The 19,784-nt window shown below is 67.5% G+C and carries 19 protein-coding genes and 1 tRNA gene; 11 read left to right on the top strand and 9 right to left on the bottom strand.

Features of this window, described 5'->3' with window-relative positions:
- The first annotated feature begins 229 nt into the window (after positions 1 to 229).
- From HGB39_RS03165 to HGB39_RS03145, 5 genes are all read left to right on the top strand, one after another.
- The gene (locus tag HGB39_RS03165; RefSeq protein ID WP_005255638.1) at positions 230 to 1,165 is read left to right on the top strand and encodes a 3-oxoacyl-ACP reductase; all 936 of its coding nucleotides are present in this window, start codon (positions 230 to 232) and stop codon (positions 1,163 to 1,165) included.
- Positions 1,166 to 1,190: 25 nt separating this feature from the next.
- Positions 1,191 to 1,934 carry an SDR family NAD(P)-dependent oxidoreductase gene (locus HGB39_RS03160; RefSeq protein WP_005571067.1) on the top strand — a complete coding sequence of 248 codons (744 nt, stop codon included), beginning with the start codon at positions 1,191 to 1,193 and terminating at the stop codon, positions 1,932 to 1,934.
- Positions 1,935 to 1,957: 23 nt separating this feature from the next.
- Entirely contained in the window at positions 1,958 to 2,794 is an 837-nt protein-coding gene (locus HGB39_RS03155) for a mycofactocin-coupled SDR family oxidoreductase (protein WP_005571066.1), read from the top strand.
- 100 nt (positions 2,795 to 2,894) lie between these two features.
- Positions 2,895 to 3,434: a MarR family winged helix-turn-helix transcriptional regulator gene (locus tag HGB39_RS03150; protein ID WP_005571065.1), complete on the top strand. Its 540-nt coding sequence runs from the start codon at positions 2,895 to 2,897 to the stop codon at positions 3,432 to 3,434.
- 8 nt (positions 3,435 to 3,442) lie between these two features.
- Positions 3,443 to 4,429 (top strand): AraC-like ligand-binding domain-containing protein, encoded by a 987-nt coding sequence (locus HGB39_RS03145; protein ID WP_064080172.1) that lies wholly within the window; start codon positions 3,443 to 3,445, stop codon positions 4,427 to 4,429.
- Here HGB39_RS03145 and HGB39_RS03140 read toward each other — a convergent pair.
- A complete protein-coding gene (locus HGB39_RS03140) occupies positions 4,401 to 5,003 on the bottom strand; it encodes a metallophosphoesterase (RefSeq protein ID WP_005572560.1) in 603 nt (200 codons plus the stop codon). The two genes, HGB39_RS03145 and HGB39_RS03140, sit on opposite strands and share 29 nt — an antisense overlap.
- Positions 5,000 to 5,434, bottom strand: a complete 435-nt coding sequence (locus tag HGB39_RS03135; protein WP_005572559.1) for a hypothetical protein — start codon at positions 5,432 to 5,434, stop codon at positions 5,000 to 5,002. The genes HGB39_RS03140 and HGB39_RS03135 overlap by 4 nt, the downstream gene beginning before the upstream one ends.
- A gap of 167 nt (positions 5,435 to 5,601) precedes the next feature.
- On the opposite strand from HGB39_RS03135, the gene HGB39_RS03130 reads away from it, so the two are divergent.
- From HGB39_RS03130 to HGB39_RS03120, 3 genes are all read left to right on the top strand, one after another.
- Entirely contained in the window at positions 5,602 to 6,045 is a 444-nt protein-coding gene (locus HGB39_RS03130; RefSeq protein ID WP_005255627.1) for a hypothetical protein, read from the top strand.
- 154 nt (positions 6,046 to 6,199) lie between these two features.
- Complete coding sequence (locus HGB39_RS03125; protein WP_005255626.1) at positions 6,200 to 6,571, top strand: hypothetical protein; 372 nt, start codon at positions 6,200 to 6,202, stop codon at positions 6,569 to 6,571.
- A gap of 21 nt (positions 6,572 to 6,592) precedes the next feature.
- Complete coding sequence (locus HGB39_RS03120) at positions 6,593 to 7,369, top strand: class I SAM-dependent methyltransferase (RefSeq protein ID WP_005255625.1); 777 nt, start codon at positions 6,593 to 6,595, stop codon at positions 7,367 to 7,369.
- A gap of 29 nt (positions 7,370 to 7,398) precedes the next feature.
- Here the strand turns inward: HGB39_RS03120 and HGB39_RS03115 are convergent.
- The 6 genes from HGB39_RS03115 to HGB39_RS03090 all read right to left on the bottom strand — a co-directional run bounded on the left by HGB39_RS03115 (position 7,399) and on the right by HGB39_RS03090 (position 12,022).
- Positions 7,399 to 7,475: transfer RNA gene (locus HGB39_RS03115), tRNA-Leu, on the bottom strand.
- A gap of 42 nt (positions 7,476 to 7,517) precedes the next feature.
- The gene (locus HGB39_RS03110; protein ID WP_005572558.1) at positions 7,518 to 8,462 is read right to left on the bottom strand and encodes a Ppx/GppA phosphatase family protein; all 945 of its coding nucleotides are present in this window, start codon (positions 8,460 to 8,462) and stop codon (positions 7,518 to 7,520) included.
- Positions 8,459 to 9,013 carry a DUF501 domain-containing protein gene (locus HGB39_RS03105; protein WP_005255623.1) on the bottom strand — a complete coding sequence of 185 codons (555 nt, stop codon included), beginning with the start codon at positions 9,011 to 9,013 and terminating at the stop codon, positions 8,459 to 8,461. The genes HGB39_RS03110 and HGB39_RS03105 overlap by 4 nt, the downstream gene beginning before the upstream one ends.
- Positions 9,010 to 9,735 carry an FtsB family cell division protein gene (locus tag HGB39_RS39795; protein WP_005255615.1) on the bottom strand — a complete coding sequence of 242 codons (726 nt, stop codon included), beginning with the start codon at positions 9,733 to 9,735 and terminating at the stop codon, positions 9,010 to 9,012. The genes HGB39_RS03105 and HGB39_RS39795 overlap by 4 nt, the downstream gene beginning before the upstream one ends.
- Positions 9,736 to 9,768: 33 nt before the next feature.
- Positions 9,769 to 11,055, bottom strand: coding sequence for a phosphopyruvate hydratase (eno, locus tag HGB39_RS03095; protein ID WP_005238851.1), 1,287 nt, complete (start codon positions 11,053 to 11,055; stop codon positions 9,769 to 9,771).
- Positions 11,056 to 11,251: 196 nt separating this feature from the next.
- Complete coding sequence (locus HGB39_RS03090) at positions 11,252 to 12,022, bottom strand: lytic transglycosylase domain-containing protein (protein WP_005255613.1); 771 nt, start codon at positions 12,020 to 12,022, stop codon at positions 11,252 to 11,254.
- Positions 12,023 to 12,267: 245 nt separating this feature from the next.
- On the opposite strand from HGB39_RS03090, the gene efeU reads away from it, so the two are divergent.
- The 3 genes from efeU to efeB are packed head-to-tail and all read left to right on the top strand — an operon-like array spanning position 12,268 to position 15,615.
- Entirely contained in the window at positions 12,268 to 13,176 is a 909-nt protein-coding gene (gene efeU / locus HGB39_RS03085) for an iron uptake transporter permease EfeU (protein WP_005572554.1), read from the top strand.
- 16 nt (positions 13,177 to 13,192) lie between these two features.
- On the top strand, positions 13,193 to 14,332 hold the full coding sequence (gene efeO, locus HGB39_RS03080) for an iron uptake system protein EfeO (RefSeq protein ID WP_005572551.1): 1,140 nt from the start codon (positions 13,193 to 13,195) through the stop codon (positions 14,330 to 14,332).
- 2 nt (positions 14,333 to 14,334) lie between these two features.
- Positions 14,335 to 15,615 carry an iron uptake transporter deferrochelatase/peroxidase subunit gene (gene efeB, locus HGB39_RS03075; RefSeq protein ID WP_210752483.1) on the top strand — a complete coding sequence of 427 codons (1,281 nt, stop codon included), beginning with the start codon at positions 14,335 to 14,337 and terminating at the stop codon, positions 15,613 to 15,615.
- A 36-nt stretch (positions 15,616 to 15,651) separates the two neighbouring features.
- Here efeB and HGB39_RS03070 read toward each other — a convergent pair whose 3' ends face one another.
- Complete coding sequence (locus HGB39_RS03070; protein ID WP_043793462.1) at positions 15,652 to 19,626, bottom strand: bifunctional diguanylate cyclase/phosphodiesterase; 3,975 nt, start codon at positions 19,624 to 19,626, stop codon at positions 15,652 to 15,654.
- Positions 19,627 to 19,784: the final 158 nt, after the last annotated feature.

Genomic DNA, 19,784 nt, shown 5'->3' with positions numbered 1-19,784 from the left:
GCTCCGGGGATTCGAGAGGATCAGCACGCCCAACCTGGCATGCCGCTCAGTGACGTCGACCACAGTTCCCACTCACCGAGACCTGTCCGCAGCCGGTGCCGTCAATGCCGAATCGGCAGGGAAAGTAGAAAACATTCCTCTATCAGATTGCGCTTCTCTCGTGACTGATCAGTAGTTCGTGCGATACAACTAGAATGAAATCTAGTTCATCTCTCACTCAGGAGTTCCCATGACGGAATCACTCAGCCTCGCCGGACGCACTGCCGTCGTCACCGGCGCGGGCGCAGGCCTCGGCCGGGCCGAAGCCCTCGCACTCGCCGCCGCCGGCGCGGCAGTCGTCGTCAACGACATGGGCGACGGCGCACACGCAGTGACCGCGGAGATCGCGGCGGCCGGCGGCCGCGCCACCGCCGTGACCGGTGACGTCTCCGACTGGTCGCTGGGCGAACACCTCGTGCACGAGGCCGTCAGCACGTTCGGATCGATGGACATCCTCGTCAACAACGCCGGAATCCTGCGCGACAAGATGATTTTCAACCTCACCGAATCCGACTGGGACGACGTCATCCGCGTCCACCTCAAGGGGCACGCCGCCACGTCGCGGGCCGCCGCCGTGCACTGGCGCGAGGCGAGCAAGGCCGCCGGAGGCCCGGTATACGGGCGGGTCGTCAACACGTCGTCCGAGGCGTTCCTGTTCGGATCGGCGGGCCAGCCCAACTACTCGGCCGCGAAGGCCGGGATCACCGCACTCACACTCTCGACGGCACAGGGCCTGTCCCGCTACGGGGTGCGCGCCAACGCGATCTGCCCGCGCGCCAGGACGGCCATGACCGCCGACGCGTTCGGCGAGAACACGGCCGACGCGGGACTCGACCCTCTGTCACCCGAACGGGTCGCCACCCTCGTCCACTACCTGTCCTCCCCCGCCGCCGACGAGATCAACGGACAGGTGTTCGTCGTGTACGGCAAGATGGTCGCGGTGATGGCGGCACCGCAGGTCGAGAACCGCTTCGACGCAGCGGGTTCCGCGTTCTCGCCCGAGGAGCTGGAGGAGCTTCTCACACCCTACTTCGCCGGCCGCGGACCGTACGAGAATTATGCCGCGTTCAGCGTCGCCGAACTGGAGAAGGTCGCGCTGGCGACCGGCGACACCGCCGATGTCTGAGCCACAACCGCAGAAGGAGCGCACGATGAGGCTGCACGGAAAGACGGCGATCGTGACGGGCGGCGCCGGCGGCATCGGCCGGGCCGTGACGACGGTGTTCGTCCGCGAGGGCGCCAACGTCCTGTTCGTCGACATCGACGACGAACGCGGCAAGGATCTCGAGCAGGAATTGGGATCGTCCGCTCGCTTCCTGAACACCGACATCTCCCGGCGCGAATCCGCCGAGCAGATCCGGGACGCCGCCGTCGCAGCGTTCGGATCCGTGGACGTGCTGGTCAACAACGCCCACGCCTCGCGGCAGGCCCTACTGATCGACCACACCCAGGAGATGTTCGACCTCTCGTTCCGGACCGGGTTCTATCCGGTCGTTCACCTCATGCAGGCGTGCTACGAGCAGTTGACGGCGGCGAAGGGGTCGGTGATCAACTTCGCGTCCGGGTCCGGGCTCGACGGCATGCCCACCCAGACGTCGTACGCCGCGGCCAAGGAAGCGATTCGCGGCGTCAGCCGGGTGGCCGCCAACGAGTGGGCGGCCGATCAGATCCGGGTCAACGTGATCTGCCCGTTCGCCGCGACCGAGGGCGTCCTCGCCTGGCAGGAACAATTTCCCGACCGCGCCGCCGCGTCCGTGGCGAAGGTTCCGCTGCAGCGGATCGGCGATCCCGAGACCGACATCGCGCCCGTCGCGGTGTTCCTCGCCTCCGAAGATTCGCGGTACATGACCGGACAGACACTGATGGCGGACGGCGGCAGCATCAAGCTGCGCTGATCCGCCCGGACAGGAGAACGACGATGGAAGACTTCGAAGGCCGGGTCGCCCTGATCACCGGCGGCGCCCGCGGCCAGGGCCGCAGCCACGCGGTCGCACTGGCCGAACGTGGAGCAGACATAGTTCTGTGCGACCGCTGTGAGGACAGCCCGGCCGTGAACTATCCCCTGGCCACTGCCGCCGATCTCGACGAGACCGCGGAGCTGGTGCGCGCCACCGGCCGCCGGTGCATCACCGCCAAGGTGGACACCGCGGACCGGGCCGCGATGGACGCACTGGTTGCGGAGGCGGAGTCCGAGTTCGGGCGGATCGACGTCGCGGTCGCGAATGCCGGCGTCTCGGTGGCCGCCCCGGTGCAGTCGCTTACGCAGGAACAGTGGTCGGAGGCGATCGGTTCCAACCTCACCGGCGTCTTCAACACAGTGGGAGCGGTGGCGCCCGGCATGATCCGGCGGGGATACGGCCGGATCGTCACCATCTCGTCGATGCTCGGCCGGGCCGGCAACACCAACATGGCCGCGTACGCGGCGTCGAAGTGGGGTGTCATCGGGCTCACCAAGAGCGCGGCGCTCGACCTCGCCCCGCACGGCATCACGGTGAATGCGATTGCACCGGGCAATATCTCGACACCGATGATTCACAACGACGCCCTCTACCGGATGATGCGGCCGGACCTGGAGATGCCCGGAGCACAGGACGTGGAACCGGTGTTCCGCAGCCTGCACGCCCAGCCCGTGGCGTGGCTGGATGCCGCCGAGGTCACCCGGGTCGTGCTGTTCCTCGCCGCCGAGGGCAGCGCACACATCAGCGGCATCGTCCTGCCCGTCGACGCGGGCAATGCCGCGAGGGTCACTGGCTGACGCCCCGTGAGTACTTATTAACGTCGGGCGGTTAACAAGTACTCACGGGCGCTAATGGTCAAGGCTTTGATTACACCGATTCGGCCGCTAACCTGTGCTCATGCCCGAGGAGACGACCGACCAGAGCAACCTGGACTTCCTGTCCTTCGTGGACTTCGCGGTGGGCAAGACCGTCGACGAACTGCCCGAGGTCGATCCGGTGTCCATGCGCCTGGTTCTCGCGCTGCACCGCGTGACCAGTGCCCTCGTCTACGACCTCGAGTCGACGGTCCACCGGCCCAGCGGGTGGAGCTGGCCCGGATTCCGGGTGCTGTTCGTGTTGTGGCTCGCCGGACCGTGCGAAGCCAAGCGGGTGGCCTCACTGTCCGGGATGAGCAGGTCTGCTGTATCGGCGCTGGTGAATACGCTCGAGCGCGACGGTCTCGTGACGCGGCGACCGTCCGCAGGCGACCGCCGGGCGGTCGACCTCGAACTCACCGACGCCGGGCACGACGCCATCGTCAGCACGTACTCGGCGCACAACAAACGCGAGCAGACGTGGACCGACGCGCTGACAGCGTCGGAACGGCTCGTCCTGATCGGGTTGCTGGAGAAGCTGGCGTCGGGCACCGCCGCACGCGAAGCCGTCAAACGCAGTTGAGGTAGACGATGGTCGTGAGCAGTCTCATCCGTCCGGGCGAACAGCGCCTGGTCTCGTTCGACGAGTTCCGCGAGTCGGTGAGCGACGCGTTCGTCCCCCTCGAAATGACGTCGGCCGACCACGACGACTTCCGTGGCGTCGTGCGCGGCGCGACGGTCGGTGCGATCCGGATCAGCGAGGTCACGGCCGCCCCGCACGTTATTCGCCGAACACCGCGGACCATCCGCGCCGCCAACCCCGACTACTTCAAACTCGGACTGCAGGTGCACGGGTCGTGCGTCCTGAGCCAGGACGGCCGCGAAGCCGCGCTCACCCCCGGCGACTTCGCGATCTACGACACGACCCGGCCGTATCAGCTGTCGTTCGACGACCGGTTCCGGATGCTGGTCGTGATGTTTCCCCGGCACCTGCTCCGCGTTCCGCCCGACGGCATCGCCCAGCTCACCGCGCGCCGCGTGCGGGGCAGCCAGGGGCTCGGTGTCGTCGTCACCCCGCTGTTGCGCGGGCTCGGCGAGCAGATCGCCGACGCCTCCCCCACTGTCGCGGTCCACCTCGGCGACGCCGTCCTCGATCTGGTCGCGGCCGCTTTCGCGGAGCAACTCCACCTCGCCGACGGACTGATCCCGCAGTCGCGCGGGAACGCACTGCGAGTTCGGGTCACCGCCTTCATCGACGAGCGGCTCGCCGACCGGGAGCTGGATCTGCACTCGATCGCCACCGCGCATCACATCTCGGTGCGGCACCTGCAGAAGCTGTTCGAGGCCGACGGCGACACGGTGAGCGGATGGATCCGACGCCGCCGCCTCGAGCAGTGCCGACGCGATCTCGCCGACCCCCGTCACCGCGATCTGCCCGTCTCGGCCATCGGTGCCCGCTGGGGTTTCACCGACGCCGCCCACTTCTCCCGGCTGTTCAAGAACACGCACGGATCGACGCCCGGCAGATACCGCGCCGACGCCACACCGGTCACCGGGTCGACGCGTCCGGCCCGATGATCTCCGCGATCTCGTCGACGTGCACGGGCCTGCGCCAACTGTCCCAGCCCACGTGGATCTGCCGCGGGTGCACGGACGGGTCGAGCACGCCGTCCTGGTGAGTGTGCCCGTGCAGCAACCAGTCTCCCTCGTCCTGCAGCCGGTATTTCACGCCCCGGTCCTCCGCGGTGTGGTCGCCGACGTACGGGAAATGGGAGAGCAGCACGGTCTCGCCCGCGATCTTGCGCCGCGCGAACAACTGCACCGACGCGAACGTCTCCAGGAACACCCGTTGCCGGATGTGGCTGTTGCGGTTCGCCATCGGGTGACACGAGTCGTGATTGCCGGGGATCAGATGCAGTTCGACGTTCCGCTTCCGCGCGAACTCGTCGAGTGCGCGCAGCGCCCAGTCCTCGGCGGCCTTACCTCCGACGGTGATGTCGCCGAGTATCCAGAGTTGATCGCCGCTCCCGACGGCGGCGGCCAGCGCGTCGAGGATGGATTGGTCGTGCGCGTCGATCTCCGTTTCGAAGCCCCGGATCTCCACCAGCCGGGCGTGACGAAGGTGCAGATCGGACGTGAACCACACGCTCATGCCAGGAACCGCGACCGCAGTTCCGCGAAGAACGCCGCCGACAGCCGCTCGAAGTCGTCGGCGCTCACGCGGATCCGGTCGCCGATCTCCAACTTCAGCACGGACTGGCCGGAGAAATACTTCAGGACGCTGATGCCGCGCAGGATGCCGTCGTTGTTCATCAACGAGTCGGCGATGATCTCGAGTTCGTTGAGCGGGTTCCCGTCCTTGCCCGTGACCGCCCGGATCCGGTGGACGAAGTAGCGGTCCAGCACCAGGACCATGTTGCCGAAGAACAGTGGCTCGAAGTCCTCGAGTGCGGCGAAAACCTTCTTGCCCGTGACCTCGCCCGCAATCGCCCCCGTCAGCGACGTGTACGCGGCGACCTGCTCCGCGACGGACGCCTCGGCGTGATCGATTTCGTCCTTCGTGTAGTTCTTCCGTCCGAGCACTTCGCCGTCTCCTTCGATGCACCGGGTGTCGGATCGACACGCTGAACTCCCAGACCAGCAGTGTTCCACCTTCCACATCCCAGCAGATGAGGGTTCGAGGTGCGATACTCCCGGGTGGCTCTTGCCTCGTATCAACCGGCAACAAAGAAGTCCGGAAGGATGCACCGATGAAGGTCACGATTGCACGAACCGTAGGTATCGCCGCCGCTGTCGCCGGCGCGGGTCTACTCGCCGCACCCACCGCGTCCGCGGCACCCGAAGACGTCACGGTCGATATCGGCGTCGACGGGAATGCCGTGGTGATGGACGTCCGGTACGACGTGTCCGGGGCAGTGGTGTGCGTGATGAACATCGTCCCCGTCGACGGAACCCTGCCGGCCGCCACCGTGGGCCCGACCGTCGTGATGGGCGGAGACGACGGCGAGCTGAAGGCCACCGTCGACCCCGGCAAGTACGCGGTGCAATGGTCCTGCTCGAGCGTGCCGTCGTTCGAGCAGTGGGGAAGCATTCCGCCGCTGACCAACGGCACCGTCGAACCCACCATCGTCACCGTCACCGAGACATCCGGGCCGGGCGGCGGAGGCTCGTCCGGCAGCCCGTTCGGCAGTTGACGGACCGTGCGTACGTGAGCGGCAAAGCGTGTTCGAGCACTCTTTCTCACTCACGTACGCGGGAATGGCGAACTTCTTGGACCAACGCGTAACGAAACCGCTGCGAGCGGGGATTGACAGTACGGAATCCCGCAACGGACAGGAACCCTCCGCCATGGCTACCGTCACGCACATCGATATCGCTCGCGCCCGCCGCTCCCGTCGGGTTCTCTTCATCGGCAACCCCACGCGGTACAAAGAGGTGTCGCACTGGGCGATGGTCAAGCAGTGGATGGTGGTCCACGGACTCGAGCCCGTCCGGAAGATGGACGGCCCCGCGCTCTGCGCGATCGTCACCGAGGACGTCCTCGACGGGGTCGGCTCACCCCAGGACGCGCTGACCGTTCAGAATGCTCGTGAACAGGGCATACCGGTGATCAGCGTCCACGACAGCACCCAGATCTGGCAGGCCACGGCCCGCGTCCGCGCGTCCATCGCACGATCCGGCGGCGGCGCACACTCGAGCCCGCACCACCAGGGAGCCTGAGGAAGCCGGGCCGCCGCCGTCATGGTCGACTGGGACGGCGAAGGCTACGCCGATGTCGGCGCCCTCCAGCGCGCCGTCGCGGAGACATCGATCGCGGAACTCGCCCTCGCGGGCCGTGAACGGTTGCTCGACGTGGGATGCGGCGACGGATTCGTCACGCTCCGCATCGCCAAACGGCTTCCCGGCGGTTCGGTGGTCGGAGTGGACGCGTCGCCGCGGATGATCGCGAAAGCCCAATCGCGAGTGTTGCCGGACGGCACCCGCGCCGAGTTCCGCATTGCCGACGCACGTGGCCTCCCGTTCGACGCCGAGTTCGACGTCGCGGTGTCGTTCAACGCCCTGCACTGGGTCCCCGACCTGCAGGTGGCCTTGGCCGGGATCGCCCGCAGCGTCGTGGACGGCGGACGGGTGATCATCCAGATGGTGTGCGCCGGCCCGCGGACCAGTGTCGAAGACGTCTTGATGGCCGTGGCGGCGGGCCCGCGATGGGCGGAGTTCTTCACCGACTTCACGGCGCCGTTCATCCACGTCGAACCGGAGAAGTTCCGCGACGTCGCGAAGGCGGCAGGACTCGACACCACCGACCTCGTCGTGCGCGACGTCGAATGGGATTTCGGTTCCCGGGAGGAATTCGCGCGGTGGTGCACCGTCGGGTCCACCGACTGGACCACGAACCTCGACGACGCAGCCGTGCCCGAGTTCATGGACGACGTCGTGCACGCGTACGAGCAGATCTCGGGACGCCCCGGGCTGTTCCTGTTCACCCAGATGCGGGCGGAACTTGCCCGAACGCCCTGACCCGCCGCGCAAGCACGCCTGCATGGTGGTGGTGCCCCCAGTCGGACTCGAACCGACACTGTGCGGATTTTAAGTCCGCTGCCTCTGCCAATTGGGCTATAGGGGCTACCGGCCGCCGACTCGGCGACCGTGCGCAGATCACCCTAGCTCAGGCGATCGACAATGCGATTCCGTCGAGGATGTCGTGTTCGCTGACGACGAGTTGGTCGATGCCCGCCTTCTTCTCGAATGCGTCGGCCAGTGTCAGGGTCACGATCGCGCCGCCGCCGATGACGTCGACCCGGCCCGGATGCATCGGGCCGAGGGCGGCCCGCTCGGTGTGGGTCATGGCGATCAGCGAGTTGCAGACCTCGCGCAGCCGGGGCATCGGGATGCGGGACAGGTGCACCCGCTCGGCGTCGTACTCGGGCAGTTCTTCGGCGAGCGCGGCGATGGTGGTCATCGTTCCGGCGACGCCCACCCAGGTGTGGGCCTGTTCGACGGGGACACGCGCGAACGCCTCGTCCAGGCGTTCCTGCGCGAACGCGCGGGCCTCCTCGACCTGTGCGGGAGTCGGCGGATCGTCGTGGAGGCAGCGCTCCGTGATGCGCACGCATCCGATGTCGGTGGAGAATGCGGCGTGGACGCCGGATTCGTCGCCCAGGACCACTTCGGTGGAACCGCCGCCGAGGTCCACGACCACGAACGGTCCCTGCGACGGATCGAGCTCCCCGACCGCTCCTTTGAACGACAGCCGTGCTTCCTCGTCGCCGGTGATGACCTCGGCCCCGGCGCCGGGGATGACTGCGCCCAGCACCTCGCGGGTCATCGAGAAGAAGTCCTCCCGATTGGACGCGTCGCGGGTGGCGGACGTGGCGACCATGCGGACCGCGGTGGCGCCGGCGTCGGCGATCATGCCGGCGTACTCGCTCAACGCGACCCGGGTGCGTTCGATGGCCTCGGGCGCCAGGCGCCCGGTGGCGTCCACGCCCTGTCCCAGCCGGACGACGCGCATCTCGCGACATACGTCGTGCAGTGCGCCCTGGTCGTCGACGTCGGCGACGAGCAGGCGGATGGAGTTCGTGCCGCAGTCGACGGCGGCGACGCGGGTCACTGCTCGGGACTTTCGACGTCGTCGATGCCGGGCCAGTCCGCGGGGATCGCGGTGCCCCTCAGCTTTCCGCCTGCCGCGGACGCGGCGAGGGCCACCGATTCGTCGCCCAGCGGGTTGACGCCCGGTCCCTTCGCCAGCGAGTGGGCCATCAGCACGTGCAGGCATTTGACGCGCTCGGGCATTCCGCCGCCGGTGAAGTCCGTTCCGAGGGGCTCGATGGCGTCACGTTCGGCGAGATACGACTGGTGGGCGCGCAGGTACGCGGCCGCGAGTTCCGGGTCCTGCCCGAGACGCTCGGTCATCTCACGCATCACCCCCGCGGACTCCTGCCGGCTGGCCTCCGCGGTCAGTCGCGGATCGGTCAGGTAGTACAGCGTCGGGAACGGTGTTCCATCCGGAAGTGTGGGCGCGGTCTTCACGACGCCGGGCGTGCCGTCGGGACTGCGGTACGCGATCTCGAGCACTCCACGCGGTTCGCGGCCCAGCTGGGCGGCGACGGCGTCGAGGTCTTCCTGCGGCACGGGATTGGACGGGTCGGACGAAGTGGTCACCCGGTGGGTTCTCCTGGTTCTGGCGGTACGGGCGGCGGCACCACAGGGGGCGCCGGAGCCGGTGCCGGCTGCACCTCGGGCGCGGCCGGCGGTTCTGAAATGGTCTTCCACAGGTCGGAGTACCAGGGGCCCGCCATCTCGGCGTCCTTCTCCTCCGGCTTCTCGGGTTCCTTGTAGTCGCCGGGCAGCTGCACCTGGAACGGGGTGTCGCCGGGCTTCACCCACCGGAGCCGGCCGCGTGCCTGCGCCTCGATGTAGGCGGGGTCGGAGTAGCGCTCCTCGAGTATCCGCAGTTCCTGCAGATCCTTCTCGAGCTGAACCTGTTCCGCCGCAACACGGTCCGCTTCCCCACGCTGGGTGAGGTAGTTGCGCAGCGGAACCGCGAGGGTGAGCGCGAGAAGCAGCACGACCATGACGAGGACGAGCGCCCGGCCCGTCGACAGTCCGAGGATCGTGTGCTCGGAGCGCATTGTGCGGGCGGCCCCGGCCGCGCCCACCCGTCTCGGGCGGGCGCGACCGGGAAGCACCTTGCCGGTGTCGGCGCCGTCGACGGCGTCCGGCTTGCCGTCAGCCTGCCCCGGCGTCGTCGACTTGGTGGTACGGGGACGCCGCGCTCCGCCCGGAGCGCCGTCCGCCCGGTTTCCGCGGACCCGCTCACCCCGCCCGGAGCCCCGGCCGCCCGGACTTGCTCCGGACGACCGCGGCCTGCCGCGCTGTGCCACCTACCCCAACACCCCTTACTCGACTGTCGAACGTCAGCCTTCGAACGCGAACCGCGGGAACGCGACCTCGCCGGCGTAGCGGGCGGCGTCGCCCAGGTTCTCCTCGATGCGCAGCAGCTGGTTGTACTTGGCGACGCGCTCACTGCGTGCGGGGGCACCGGTCTTGATCTGACCGCTGCCCACGGCGACCGCGAGGTCGGCGATGGTGGTGTCCTCGGTCTCACCGGACCGGTGGCTCATCATCGTCTTGTAGCCGTTGCGGTGCGCGAGGTCGACGGCGTCGAGGGTCTCGGTCAGCGTGCCGATCTGGTTGACCTTCACCAGCAAAGCGTTCGCGGCACCCTTGACGATGCCCTCTTCCAGACGCTCCGGGTTGGTGACGAACAGGTCGTCACCGACGAGCTGCACCTTGTTGCCGATCTGATCGGTCAGGGCGACCCAGCCGTCCCAGTCGTCCTCGTCCAGCGGGTCCTCGATGGACACGATCGGGTAGGCATCGACGAGCTCGGCGTAGAACGCCGACATCTCGGCCGCGGTCCGGTTGCTGCCCTCGAACTTGTAGCCGGTGCCGTCGGTGTAGAACTCGGTGGCGGCGACGTCGAGTGCGAGTGCCACGTCGGTGCCCAGGACCAGGCCCGTCTTGCCGATGGCGACGCTGATCAGGTCCAGTGCTTCCTTGGTGCCCGCGACGTCGGGGGCGAAGCCGCCCTCGTCACCGAGACCGGTGGCCAGGCCCTTCTCCTTGAGCACCGACTTGAGGGCGTGGTACACCTCGGCGCCCCAGCGCAGCGACTCCTTGAACGTGGCGGCACCGATCGGGGCGACCATGAACTCCTGGACGTCGACACCGGTGTCGGCGTGCGCACCTCCGTTGAGGATGTTCATCATCGGAACGGGAAGGACGTGGGCGTTGGGGCCACCGACGTAACGGAAGAGATCCAGACCCGACGACTCGGCGGCCGCGCGGGCCACCGCCAGTGACGCACCCAGGAGCGCGTTGGCGCCCAGACGCGACTTGTCCGGGGTGCCGTCGGCGTCCAGCAGGGCCTGGTCGACGGTCCGCTGCTCGGTGGCGTCGATCCCGATGATGGCCGGAGCGATCTCGCTCAGGACGGCCTCGACGGCCTTCTCGACACCCTTGCCGCCATACCGGTCGCCGCCGTCACGCAATTCGACGGCCTCGTGCTCACCGGTCGATGCACCTGACGGGACCGCGGCGCGAGCGAAACTTCCGTCGTCGAGCAGCACCTCGACCTCCACCGTGGGGTTACCACGGGAATCGAGGATCTCACGGGCTCCGACCTGCTCAATGATGGACACTTGCTGATTCTCCTTATATGGGCTTCGCACTGTGCATCGACCGGTCCGATCGTGCCAGGGACACCAGATCGTGCCAGCACACAGCGTAACGGCACACCGAAACCGGCGCGGGATGGCGCGCCCCGCGGACGGCGAGCCGCCCGCACGACATCCATCGATGTGGCGCCGATCACGTCACAAAGGGGTGGTGGAAGGATTACGGGCGAACCCCGACCGAGTAGGCGGACGCCCGGTCGCGCACCAGCGTGAGGTACTCCCCCGACAGGTTGTAGGCCATCAGCGCCGACTGCCAGCCCTCCGCCGCGGTGAGGTCGCCGCCACGCTCGCACAGGTAGCGGGCGGCGGTCAGCGCCGCGTCGTCGATGTTGTCGGCGTCGGCCACGCCGTCACCGTTCGCGTCGACTCCCCACCGCTTCCACGTCTCGGGAATGAACTGCAGGGGACCCATCGCGCGGTCGTGCACGGGGTCACCGTCCATCGCCCCGCCGTCGGTGTCGGGGATTTCGGCGACACCAGGCCCCCCGTCGAGGGGGATACCCCGGATCTCGGGCGTCACCTGACCGGTGGGCCCGACCGCCGAACCGGCGTGGGTGCCGTGCCGGCTCTCCACACTCGCGATTCCGGCGAGGGTGGTCCACCCGATTCCGCATTCCGGCTTCGTCTCGGCCATCACCGTCGCCGCGTAGCCGTACGCCTCGAGCGCGGTACTCCCGACGCCGACCGAGTCGGCCAGCCCGGCAGACCATCCGTGCAGCTGATCCGCCGAACGCCCGGGTGCGTTGATGTCGATCGGCGGGGTCGCCGCGCCGGGCCCGGGTGGGATGCCTTCCGGAATCGCGATCCTCGGTTGCTGCTCCCGCGAGCACGCGCCGTAGGCGAGAACCACGACCACCGTCGCCGCGAGAAGAGCGAACAGCGGTCCGGGCCATCGGGAACGACGTTTCGGCCGCGCGGGATATCGGTTCACGTCTCCATCATCCACACGAAACTGGTCGATCCCAGCCACGCGGGACGGCCCCCGCACGGCGCCGGGCCGCGACGAGGCACCACACCAAAGGTAAAGGGTTGTAAAAGTGCTGGTGAGGGCTTCTTCGGATAAGTAGGCGCGGTGTATGTTTTTCTTCAGGGCTAAGGTTCGCCTTGCCTACCGCAAGTTTGCCTACCCAACCTTGCGGACCACTCGACTCGACCCCGTCTCGCCCAGGAGTGTGCATGTCAGTCCTCGCCGCAGGGACCGCGCCGTCGATCGCCACACAGCTGTTCGGCAGTGGTTTGATCGGTCTGCGCGAGGGCCTCGAGGCTGGCATCGTCGTCATGATCCTTGCCGCATTCCTCGTGAAAGCGGAGCGCAAGGACGCACTCAAGTGGGTCTGGCTCGGCGTCGGCGTCGCCGTCGCGATGGTGGCCGCGATCTTTCTCGTCATCCACTACGGAACGTCCACCGTCACCGGACTCACCGCGGAGGTCATCGCCGGCGTCGCGTCCCTCGTCGCGGTCGCGATCGTCACCGTCATGGTGCTGTGGATGCGCAAGGCCGCGCGGACCATCTCCCACGACCTCAAGGCGGGCATGGAGAAAGCATTGGTCGCGGGGCCCATCGCGGTGCTCACCCTCGCGTTCTTCGCCGTCGGCCGGGAAGGCGTCGAGACGGCGCTCCTGATGGTCGGGTACGCCGAGAACACAGCGGGTAGCGCCTGGCCCCTAGTCGGCCTCCTGCTCGGTATCGTCGCCGCCGCGGCCCTCACGGTCCTGCTGTACTTCGGCGCCGTCCGGCTCGACTTCGCGAAATTCTTCAAATACACCGGCATCTTCCTGATCATCGTCGCCGCCGGAATCCTCGGGTACGGCATCCATGCCCTGCAGATCGGCGGAGTCCTGCCCGGCGGCTCGGCACTCGCCTTCGACATCTCGGACGGCTACGACGCGTCCAGCTGGTACGGCACCGTCCTGGCAGGCATCTTCAACTTCCGGCCCGACCCGACGGTCCTGCAGGCCGTCGCCTGGGTCGTGTACGTCGTCGTGGTCCTGTTCCTGTTCCTCCGGCCCGTCTCCGCACCCACACCGGCCCCCGCGGCACCCGAGCGCACCGCTTCCCCCACCCCCGACGAGACCGTTTCATGAAAGGCACCTTCCGCCCATGAAGACCAAGCGCCGAACCACCTTCGCCCTCGCCTCGGTCGCCGTACTGCCGCTGGCGCTCGCCGGCTGCACGGAGAAGTCGACCGCAAGCACCGACGACATCACCGTTACCGCGAGCGACGACACGTGTGACGTCAGCGCCGACTCCGGGACCACCGGGAACAGCACGTTCCAGGTCACGAACAACGGCACCAAGGTCACCGAGTTCTACGTATTCGCCGAGGGCGACCGGGCGATGGGCGAGGTCGAGAACATCGGTCCCGGCCTCACCCGCCAGCTCATCGTGTCGCTGCCCGACGCCGGCACCTACCAGCTCGCATGCAAGCCCGGCATGGTCGGCGACGGCATCCGCCAGGAGTTCACCGTCACCGGAGACTCGATGAGCGCCTCCGAGGAGAGCGGACAGCTCGCCGAGGCCGCCGACGGCTACCGCCGCTACATCCGCAGTCAGGTCGTGGCCCTGCAGGACACCACGCAGCAGTTCGTCGACGCCGTCAAGGCCGGCAACATCGATCAGGCCAAGGCACTCTTCCCCGTCTCCCGCACCTACTACGAGCGCATCGAGCCCGAGGCGGAGAGCTTCGGCGAACTCGACCCCAAGCTCGACCTGCGGGAGGCCGACCTCGAACCCGGGCAGGAATGGACGGGCTTCCACCGGCTCGAGAAGGATCTGTGGGTCACCGGTCCCCAGCCCGACACCAACGCGATCGCCGACCAACTCGTCGTCGACGTCCAGTACCTCGCCGACCAGGTGAACGCCGAGGACTACACGATCGATCCCACCAAGATCGCCGGCGACGCGCAGGGACTTCTCGACGAGATCTCGACGTCGAAGATCACCGGTGAGGAAGACATCTTCTCGCACACCGACCTGTGGGACTTCCAGGCCAACGTCGACGGCTCGCAGGCCGCGGTCGCCGCACTGCAGCCGATCATCGACGAACGCAATCCCGAACTGGCCGCGAACATCACCCAGCGTTTCGCGGACCTCGATGCCGAACTCGCTCAATACCGCCAGGGTGACGGGTTCGTCTTCTACGACACTGTCGACGAACAACAGCGCCAGGAACTGTCGCGCAAGATCGACGCCCTCTCGGCCGAGGTCAGCCAGGTTCAGGGCGTGGTAGCAGGCGCATGATCATGACTGATCCGACCGGAACACCCGACACGACCACCTCGGTGGACGAGCGCAGGGGAATGTCCCGACGACGTCTGTTCGGCGCCGTCGGGGCGGGAGCCGCCCTCGCCGGCGCCGGTGCACTGGTCGGGCGCGCCACCGCCGCCGAACCACCGTTCTCGCACGGCGACGTCGTCGCCTTCCGGGGCGAACACCAGGCGGGCATCGTGACGCCCGCGCAGGACCGGATGCACTTCGTGGCGTTCGACGTCACCACGAAGTCCCGTGAGGAACTCGAAGCACTGCTGAAGAAGTGGACCGTGATGGCCGAGCGGATGACCGCGGGCGAGGAGGCCACCCCGGACGGTGCCATCGGCGACGGAGCCTACGTTCCGCCCAGCGACACCGGGGAGGCGCTCGGCCTGCCGGCGTCCCAGCTGACGCTCACCATCGGGTTCGGACCCTCACTGTTCGACGACCGGTTCGGCTTCGCGTCCAAGAAGCCTGCCGCGCTCGTCGACCTTCCGCACTTCCGGGCGGACAACCTGGATCCGGCGCGCAGCGGCGGCGACATCGCGATCCAGGCGTGCGCCAACGACCCGCAGGTGGCCGTGCACGCCATCCGCAACCTGGCGCGCGTCGCGTTCGGGACGGCCTCCGTCCGGTGGTCGCAGCTGGGGTTCGGCCGCACCTCGTCGACGTCGACCACCCAGGACACGCCGCGAAACCTGTTCGGGTTCAAGGACGGAACGAACAACATCAAGGCCGAGGAACCCGGCGTCCTCGACCAGCACGTGTGGGTGGCGTCCGACGACGACCAGGCGTGGATGGGCGGCGGCGCGTACCTCGTGGCGCGGCGGATCCGCATGCTCATCGAGCAGTGGGATCGCACCGTGCTCGGCGAGCAGGAACGCGTGATCGGACGGTCCAAGGGCACCGGCGCCCCGCTGAGCGGCAAGGCGGAATTCGACGAACTCGACTTCGATTCCAAGAAGGGTCACGACCCCGTCATCGACGTCGACGCGCACGTGCGACTGGCATCCGCTCAGGAACTCGGCGGCATCCAGATCCTGCGTCGTGGATACAACTTCACCGACGGCTCCGACGGTTTCGGCCACCTCGACGCCGGACTCTTCTTCATCGCCTACTGCCGCAACCCACAGGAACAGTTCGTGCCGATGCAGCTCAACCTGTCCAGGAACGACGCGATGAACGAGTACATCCAGCACGTCGGTTCCGCCCTCTTCGCCTGCCCGACCGGCCTCGCCGAGGGGCAGTACTGGGGTCAGGGCCTGTTCACGTAGAGCCTCCCGATCAACGCACCGGACAGTCGTACCGCATCAACGGTGCCGGCCGAGCAACCGAAGATCGAGCTGGTCGGGAGGCAGCGGGCGGCCGTGGTAATGCCCCTGGGTGACGTCGCAGCCGTATCGACGCAGGGCCCTCAGGGTTTCCTCGTCTTCGACACCTTCGGCGACCAGAGACGCGCCCAGGCTGTGTGCGAGCTCCACGGTCGATCGCACAATCGCGACGGATCGAGGGTCGCTGGCGAGGCGGGCGACGAAGACCCGGTCGAGTTTCAGCTCATCGACGGCAAGGTCCTGCAGATAGGCAAGGGAGGACCACCCGGTGCCGTAGTCGTCGATCGACAATCCGATTCCGAGACCCTGCAGCGCCTCGACCACCCTTCTGGCGCGCATGTAGTCGGTCATCAGGACACTTTCGGTGATCTCGAGAATGAGTGCGTCGGCGGGTAGTCGAAAGTCCTTCAAGAGCCGGTCGATCTCGGCAACCAGGTCTGCGTCGAGCAGATTCGTGACCGAAAGGTTCACCGCGACGGTCAGCGATACCCCGCGATCGAGCCAGGTGCGCGCTTGACCCAGAGCAAGCTCCAGGACTCTCGTTGTCAGTGGCCGCATCAGGCCCGACTGTTCGGCATGAGGAAGGAATTGATCGGGCAGGAGTAGGCCGTGGCGAGGGTGTTCCCATCGAACGAGAGCCTCGACGCTGTGCACCTGCCCGTCGCACGCGCTGACCTTCGGTTGGTAATAGCACGTGAGCTCGTCGCCGGCGATCGCTGTGCGCAACTCCTCGACGGACTGCCTCTCCTCGATGCTGCGTTGGTACTCGGCAGCGTCGTACACCTCGAGCGCGCGACGGCCGCACTTGGCCCGATACATCGCCACTCCGGCGCGCTGAAGCAAGTCCTGGGGGTTGGCGCAATGTTGCGGGCAGAGGGCGATTCCGATGCTCGCCTCGACGTGAACGGTGATCTCATCGAGGTGGAACGGCTCGCGCAACGCTTCGAGGAGACGACCAGCCAGCGCACGGGCTTCCGTAAGGTCGATCCCGGACGGGAGTAGGACCGCGAACGCGTCTCCGCCGATCCGGGCCGGCAGATCACCCGGTCGCACCGACCGCGCCAGCCGGTCCGCGACCTGGCGCAGCAATTGATCGCCCACGTACCGTCCGAAAGAATCATTGATCTCCTTGAACCGGTCCAGATCCATCAGCAGCAAGCCGGGACCCGGGCGGTGGGGTTGCCCGGCCGGCTGCGCCACATGGTCGAAGTATTCGGCCGTCAACGCGGCCGTGATCGCCCGCCGGTTTGCCAGGTTCGTGAGGTCGTCGGTCCTCGCCTCGCGGTGGCTGTCGGCCAGGACGACCACTTCACGGAACGTCACCGCGAATCGGGCCGCGACCGCGACCAGGGTGAGCGCGGCGAGAACCACCGCGAGCCGCGACAGCCGCGCATCGTGGTCAAGCACCAGCAGGCCCACCGACGCAGCGGTGCACACCAGTGGGGGGACCCAGATAGCCAGTCCGGGAAGCTGATTGGATCGCCGTCGGCCGGGGGCCCGCCAACTGGCCAAGGCCACCAGCAGCACCGCGACGTGCGGGAGCGCATCGATCCACGTGCCCTCGACGTAGCCGTCAGCACTGCGGAACAGGTAAAAGGTGTCGGCCACCGCAAACAGCATGAACCCCGCAACCAGCAGCACCCACCGCTGCTCGGCACGCCAACCCAGCACCGCGAGCGCTCCGACCGCAAGCGCGAGGAGCAGCACGTCTCCCACCGGGTACGCCAGCCCGACGATCACCGCTGCGGGTGACCCGCTCGCCACCGACTCGATCGGACCGAATGCGAGGGCCGCCGCCAGAGCCGCGAGCGTCAACCCGGCGGTGACGGCATCCAACCAGATCTCCGCCGGTAGTCGCCGCGCTCGCGCACGGAGGAGCAACACCAGCCCGGTATAGACGAGTGGGTAGAACGCCAACTTCAGCGGATCGGCCACGGATGGGGACTGGCCCTCGGGCACCCACGACATCGCCACGACATCGCCCACGCACCAGCTCGTCAGCCCCAGCGCGATCAGCCACCACGCCTGGCGCTCGGCCGGCACCCACCACGCGCGAGCGGCGACCATGAAGGCGACCGAGAGCGTCAATCCGTCGTAGAGCGCCTCGCGCAGCACGATCCAGCCAGCCCGATCACCCACCGCGATCGAGATCGCGTACGAGACCGCACCGATCAGCAGAATCCCGAGCACCGCCATCACACCGCGCCGTGACCGACCTGGTGGCGACACCCAGCCCGTCCGAAACGGCCGTGTTCGGCTGTGTGCCGACGTCATTCCAGTTGCGGCACGCCGGCCCGAGAGAGGCTGCTCTGTTACGGGTTCCGCGGCTCGAGGCAGGTTCTCGATCTCCCCCGGCCCGGTGTCGACGGTGCGGGAGGTGGGATGGTCGACACAGGGCCGCCCGTCGAACTCGTCGAAGCCGGCCGCATTCGGCATGAAACTGCGAAGGCAGCCACCGCCGCCGCGTTTGGCCGCGTACATTGCCAAATCTGCCTGTTTGAGCAGGCTCTCGGTCGTCGCGTCGGGGACCTCGGATGCGGCAATGGTCAGCCCGATACTGGGACGGATGGAGAGCGCGACACCGTCGATGACGAACGGCGGGATGAAGGCCTCCAGCACCCGATCCGCAGCAGACAGGGCATCCGCGACGCTCCCTTCGACCAGGGCCGCGAACTCGTCACCTCCGAGCCGGGCTACGGTGTCGGTGCTCCGCACGCACCCGGTGAGCCGTTCGGCAACGCGGATCAACAGCTCGTCCCCTGCGGGATGGCCGAGGCTGTCGTTGACTGTCTTGAAATCATCGAGGTCCACACACAACACCACGATCGGTGACCGTTCCCGCCGTTGTCGCTGCACTGCCTGGTCGAGACGGTCGAGAAACAACGCACGGTTCGCCAGTCCGGTCAGTCGGTCGCGAAAGGCCTGTCGGGCCACGGTGAGCAACAACCGCCGGTTCTCGGCCAACACGATGAACTGCCGTGCCAGCAAGGCCGACACCAGGACCATGATCGCAGCGGGAATCGGGCCGGAACCCAGCCCGGGCAGCTCCCGCTGCAGGCCGACGGCAACGGCCAGCAACAACGGAACGTACGGCAACCACAATCGTGCCCGGGACGGAATCTGCACCGGGACCGGTTCGGGTGACGGTGTGCGGGTGCTCGACAGCGCCGCCAGCCCGATCGCGACGAAGGCGGCCACCCAGCCCAGGTCTGTCACACCGCCGTTGCGATAGGTGCCCAGCGCGGTCAGGTAGGAGACTGCGCTGGCAGACAATGCCATCAGGATGATCCCGATGCACAGCAATCCCAGGGTCAGGCGTTGCCCGACCCGCGCTCGGGTCAGCACCACAATCGCCATCGTCGCAATCACCAGGTCCGCGACAGGATAGGCGAGGGACGACACGAGGCTTGCCGGTGTGTCGCTCCCCGCGTGGTACACGCTGCCGAGCACGCTCACCCACGACACCACGAACAGTGAACCGGCCACGATGATTCCGTCCAGAATCAGCCGGGTACGGGACTGTCCGCTGTCACCGGCCGGGAACAGCAACAACGCCGCGCATGCGCCGACCGGAAACAACAGATACGCCGCAGCCGCCGCGGAGGGGAACGGTATCTGATCACTTCCCTCGTTCACCACGTAGTAGCACCAGATGCCTTGACCGACCGACCAGGCCGCCAGCCCACCTGCCAACGCCGACCAGCTGTGGCGCACCGCGCCCCGCCCTACCCAGGCAGCCCAGGCGGCACACGCGGTGGCGAGCACGGCGAACACCAGCAAACTCACGTCGGCAATCACGATCGTCGTGAACGCTCCATCCCATCCCGACCACCAACCCATCGCGAACAGCAGCGATGGGACGATGAATGCGACGGCGATCGCACACAGACCGCCTCTCCACACGGCCTCGGCGCTCGACGACGTCCCCACCCGCTCGGCTGTCCGATGTCCCATCGTCACCACCCGAACTGCCGCCTGCTGTCAGTGAATTCTTGAATTCAAAGTATCCAGACGTCCATCTTTGCACGACGTACATACTGAAATACAGTGCAGAACGATACTATTAGTATGTTTTGTCGTCACCGTAAGGCAGGCAGGCAAGCACGAACGTT

Origin of the sequence: Rhodococcus opacus, assembly GCF_012396235.1 — a bacterium.
GTDB lineage: Bacteria > Actinomycetota > Actinomycetes > Mycobacteriales > Mycobacteriaceae > Rhodococcus_F > Rhodococcus_F opacus.
This window is presented reverse-complemented; position numbering and strand designations above follow the sequence as displayed.